The organism is Rheinheimera tangshanensis (assembly GCF_014645135.1).
In the GTDB taxonomy this organism is placed as follows: Bacteria; Pseudomonadota; Gammaproteobacteria; order Enterobacterales; family Alteromonadaceae; genus Pararheinheimera; species Pararheinheimera tangshanensis.
Map to the genome: position 1 here is coordinate 1 of NZ_BMLH01000019.1, position 4,348 is coordinate 4,348.

At 48.0% G+C, this 4,348-nt stretch carries 5 protein-coding genes; 3 read left to right on the plus strand and 2 right to left on the minus strand.

Annotated elements, in window-relative coordinates:
* Positions 1-130 precede the first annotated feature (130 nt).
* From IEW88_RS18555 to IEW88_RS18565, 3 genes are all read left to right on the plus strand, one after another.
* A complete protein-coding gene (locus IEW88_RS18555) occupies positions 131-889 on the plus strand; it encodes a TrmH family RNA methyltransferase (protein ID WP_147905398.1) in 759 nt (252 codons plus the stop codon).
* A gap of 78 nt (positions 890-967) precedes the next feature.
* Positions 968-1,849, plus strand: a complete 882-nt coding sequence (cysM, locus tag IEW88_RS18560) for a cysteine synthase CysM (protein WP_147905397.1) — start codon at positions 968-970, stop codon at positions 1,847-1,849.
* Positions 1,849-2,739, plus strand: coding sequence for a DMT family transporter (locus tag IEW88_RS18565; RefSeq protein ID WP_147905396.1), 891 nt, complete (start codon positions 1,849-1,851; stop codon positions 2,737-2,739). Before cysM ends, IEW88_RS18565 begins: the two co-directional genes overlap by 1 nt.
* 5 nt (positions 2,740-2,744) lie before the next feature.
* Here the strand turns inward: IEW88_RS18565 and IEW88_RS18570 are convergent, their stop codons facing one another.
* On the minus strand, positions 2,745-3,944 hold the full coding sequence (locus IEW88_RS18570) for an alpha/beta fold hydrolase (RefSeq protein ID WP_229670626.1): 1,200 nt from the start codon (positions 3,942-3,944) through the stop codon (positions 2,745-2,747).
* Positions 3,945-4,103: 159 nt separating this feature from the next.
* Positions 4,104-4,348: hypothetical protein (locus IEW88_RS18755; protein WP_229670627.1), on the minus strand; the 245-nt coding region annotated here is incomplete at its 5' end.

Genomic DNA, 4,348 nt, shown 5'->3' on the forward strand with positions numbered 1-4,348 from the left:
AGGTGTAACCCAAGTTAATTGGAGTTGCAGCAAGGCGACAAGTAAACGAGTCCCCGGGAGCATAGGCCACTATGTGACCGGGGTGAGAGCGCGCAGTCAACGCGGCTGCGGCTTCAAGTAAGAAGGGTTTATGATTAGTCAGAAATGGTCGAAGTTAATTCGCTCCCTGCAACAAAAAAAATACCGCAAAGCAGAACAGCTGTTTTTTGTCGAAGGCGAAAAGTCAGTGCTGGAATTGCTGCATAGCGCCTGGAAAGTGCGTGCTGTGTTTGGCACTGAACAGTTTTTGCAGCAGCATCATGCTCTTTGCGCTAAAGCCGATTTGGTACAGCAATGCACTGAACATGAGTTAGTGCAGGTCGGTACTTTTAGCAGCAATAACGCCGCTCTGGCTGTGGCAGAAATTCCAGACTCCCAAGCGTTTAAAGAACAACCAGGCGATTGGGTATTGGTATTGGATCAAATCAACGACCCTGGTAATTTAGGCACTATTATCCGCGTTGCCGATTGGTATGGCATTCGTCACATTCTCTGTTCGCCTGACACAGTGGATTTATACAATCCCAAAGTAATAGCGGCGGCTAAAGGCTCATTTTTGCGTGTGCACATGTATTACCAGGAGTTATTGCCTGTTTTAGAGCAAAGCACAATGCCGGTGTATGGCGCTTATCTCGAAGGGGAGTCTGTGCATCAACTAAAGCTCAGTAAAGCGGGTGGTTATCTGGTGATGGGAAACGAAGCCAATGGTATTAGCGCTGCACTGAAGCCTGTGATCAGTCACCCTGTCACCATTCCTGCTTTTAGCGATACTGAGTCGCTGAATGTGGGTATAGCCACTGCTATTTTGTGTGACAACTTCAAGCGTCTTTCCGCCTCTTCGGCGTTCTGAGTTATAGCGGATCCGTCTGTAAGCAGAGCACCGGATCCGCTACACTAAGCACAGTTTCTTTTGCTCCACAGAGGTCTTATGTTCCCTACTCTAGAAGACTATGTTGGTCAGACACCTTTAGTGCGTTTACAGCGTATGGCCAATCACACCCAAAGCACTGTGCTGGTAAAACTCGAAGGGAATAATCCGGCGGGTTCTGTTAAAGACAGGCCAGCGCTTTTTATGTTGCAACAAGCAGAAACACGCGGAGACATTAAACCAGGCGATTGCCTGATTGAAGCCACCAGCGGCAATACCGGCATAGCGCTGGCGATGGCAGCTGCCATCAAAGGCTATAAAATGAAGCTGATTATGCCGGACAATATGACAGAAGAGCGTAAAGCCTCGATGCGGGCTTATGGTGCTGAGCTGATACTGGTTAGCAAAGAGCAAGGCATGGAATATGCCCGCGATTTAGCTAAACAAATGCAGGCTGATGGTCAAGGTTTAGTTCTGGACCAGTTTAATAACAGAGATAATCCAGCGGCACACTTTACTTCTACTGGTCCAGAGATTTGGCAACAAAGTCAGGGCAAAGTCACTCACTTTATTTCCAGTATGGGCACTACAGGCACCATCATGGGGGTATCACGCTATTTAAAACAACAGAACTCTGCGATTCAAATCATAGGCCTGCAACCCACCGAAGGTAGCAGCATTCCGGGTATTCGTCGTTGGCCAGAGGCTTATTTACCCGGCTTTTATGAAAAGCAGCGGGTTGATCAGATCATCGATATTACCGCCGATCAAGCCTTAACAACGATGCGCCAGTTGGCGCAGCAGGAAGGCATCTTTTGTGGTGTTAGTTCAGGTGGTTCTGTTTATGCAGCATTGCGTCTGGCTGAGCAGCTGGATAATGCCGTGATAGTCGCCATTATCTGCGACCGCGGTGATCGTTATTTATCTTCAGGAATTTATTAGTGCCTTTTGAATACTTAGCTTTATTGGCGGCGGTCTGCTGGGCTGTTGGTAGTTTATTATCCGCCACTGCTTCCAGTCATTTAGGTGCTTTTGCCTTTACCCGCTGGCGCCTGGCTTGCGCAGCAAGCATGTTATGGCTCTGGGCTTTTGCCAGCGGTAGTATCAGCACTTTAGCCATGTCTCAGGTACCACTGTTAGCCATATCAGCGCTTATTGGGATCTTAATAGGCGATACCTCGTTATTTGCTTCAATGAATAGATTAGGCCCCCGTCGCGCAGGAGTGCTTTTTGCTACTCATGCGATGTTTTCAGTACTGCTGGCTTATCTGTTTTTAGGCGAATCCATTTGGGGCTGGACTTTAGTAGGTTGTGGTTTATTAAGTTCAGGGGTGATGACCGCTATAGTGCTTGGCCGCAGAGCGGAAGAGCAGCATCATTGGGAGTCAAATCAATCCCAGCTTCGCTCTGGTATAGCCTTAGGTTTAACTTCAGCAGTTTGTCAGGCTGCTTCAACTTTAATGTTGAAGCCGTTGATGGAAACAAATATAGATGCGATCAGTGCCTCGGCGGTGCGGATGACAGTCGCCTTATTTGCTCATTTGCTACTGTTCTGGGCAGGATTTAAAGTGGCTCGGGTTTATTTACCTATGACGAAAAAAATATTCGCCATGGTGTTTGTGAATGCGGGACTGTCGATGGTGATTGGCATGACACTAATTTTACAGGCCTTAAAAACAGGGGATGCGGGTTTAATAGGTATGTTGTCTTCTGTCAGCCCTGTGCTGGTCGTGCCTTTATTATGGTTAGTTTATAAAAGACGCCCTGCTTTAGGAGCCTGGCTAGGTGCCAGCCTGACAGTAGCTGGCACAGTGCTGATTTTGTGGCACTAAGCCTGTTAAATCGCCTCTGGGATCTGGTTTCTATGGTAATCAATCAAGCTTAAAATCTCAGCTAAAGCACCGGCATGGCTGGGCGTCAGAATGCCATTGTGACCAAAAATAATATCATCGGACACAGCCAATACCCAGACCGCCTGCATATTAGCGTCATCACAACTCTGAATAGTACGACGAGCCTGCACCCTGGCACGGATACGCCAACCAGAACGATTCAGCTGCATCATGCAACCTGGTATAGCGTCATGCTGCGCTAAACTGCTATGCAGCAGGATTGGCGTTTCACAATTGCCTCTTGGGCACTTATCAATATCGTGAGTGATAGCCCAGGAATTACCCACCGCCTGTTCACCGTCTTTTAAGAAGTTAAAAGCTTCTTTGACTGCAAAATCACCTTTGGACTGCAATACCACCATACTGGGCTTTTGCCTGTCGACGCTTAATAATGTGTCGAGTGGCTTATACTCTTTGGCAGTTACCGCCGGGTTGAGCAGTAAATACAAATTCGGATTGTCTTTACCCAAATCTATGGCTTTTTTTACCCGCTCTTTACTGGCGTGCAAAGCCACAGAACCACCTAAGCTATGGCCAATAAAGATGTAACGTTTTAACTGGCCTTGCTCAACCACGGCATCGAGCTTGTCCAATAACTGACTGACTCCTTGTTCGCCAACCAGACGCGATACTCTTTTACGCTGGAAAATAGTAGGGAAGTCTAGCGGTTCCATCCAGCCTTCCGCTTTGTAAGATTCATCCAGCCAGAGCGGGTCGTATTTATCACCACGCCAACCCAGATAAAGACCTATCAGGTTCCGCTGAGGAGCAACTTGCTGTAACTCTTTGATATACCTTTGAAAAGCAACGAAGTTTGAATCTGTAGGTGCCGCATTCTGATGCCAGCCATGCACAAAAATCACTAACTCTGCGGTGGCAGAGTCTGGCTTTTTAATACGATCAAACAACGCCTGCTGCTGCTTTAAGTCATGAGGCTGACCTTGGTCGTTAAATTCAACGACATGAAAATTGCTGTTTGCCGTATTTTCATCTGGGAAATGGTACTGCTGATCAGGGATTGGGGTAACAAAAGTGGAGATCAGGATCAAGGTTAACAACATTAATGGTGTCAATTTCAACCATGAACGCCAGCCAAGCCGGATCATTCTGAACCAAATATATTGCACCACACGGACTAAAATCAAACCACACCCAAAACTGCTGTAAAAACGGGCTGCATTATAGCCAAATAGGGGGTTAAAAGGTAGGTGGAATTGGTTGGGTGTTGACGGGATCGTCTATGGGGTGTTCGTTGTGGGATTTTAAAAGCGGGTTTGTTCTGAATTCGTGGGCGGTGAACTACATTATTGCGGGCCTCCTGCCCTCCACCCTTCGGGCCGGCTGCGCCGTTCCAGTTCGTTCGCGACGTTTTTGTGCTCACCCTTCCCAGGGGTTTGGGTCAGGCGACAGCGGACCATCTTGTCCGGCCGCTCGCAGAGCTCGTGGCGTGAAACAGGCGTGACGCAAAACTGTTTGCGTCCCGTTTTTCCTGTTTCACCCTGGCGACCGCCTGTGGCAACGCAAATAAGCAAGGCCTTCTGGCTTAATT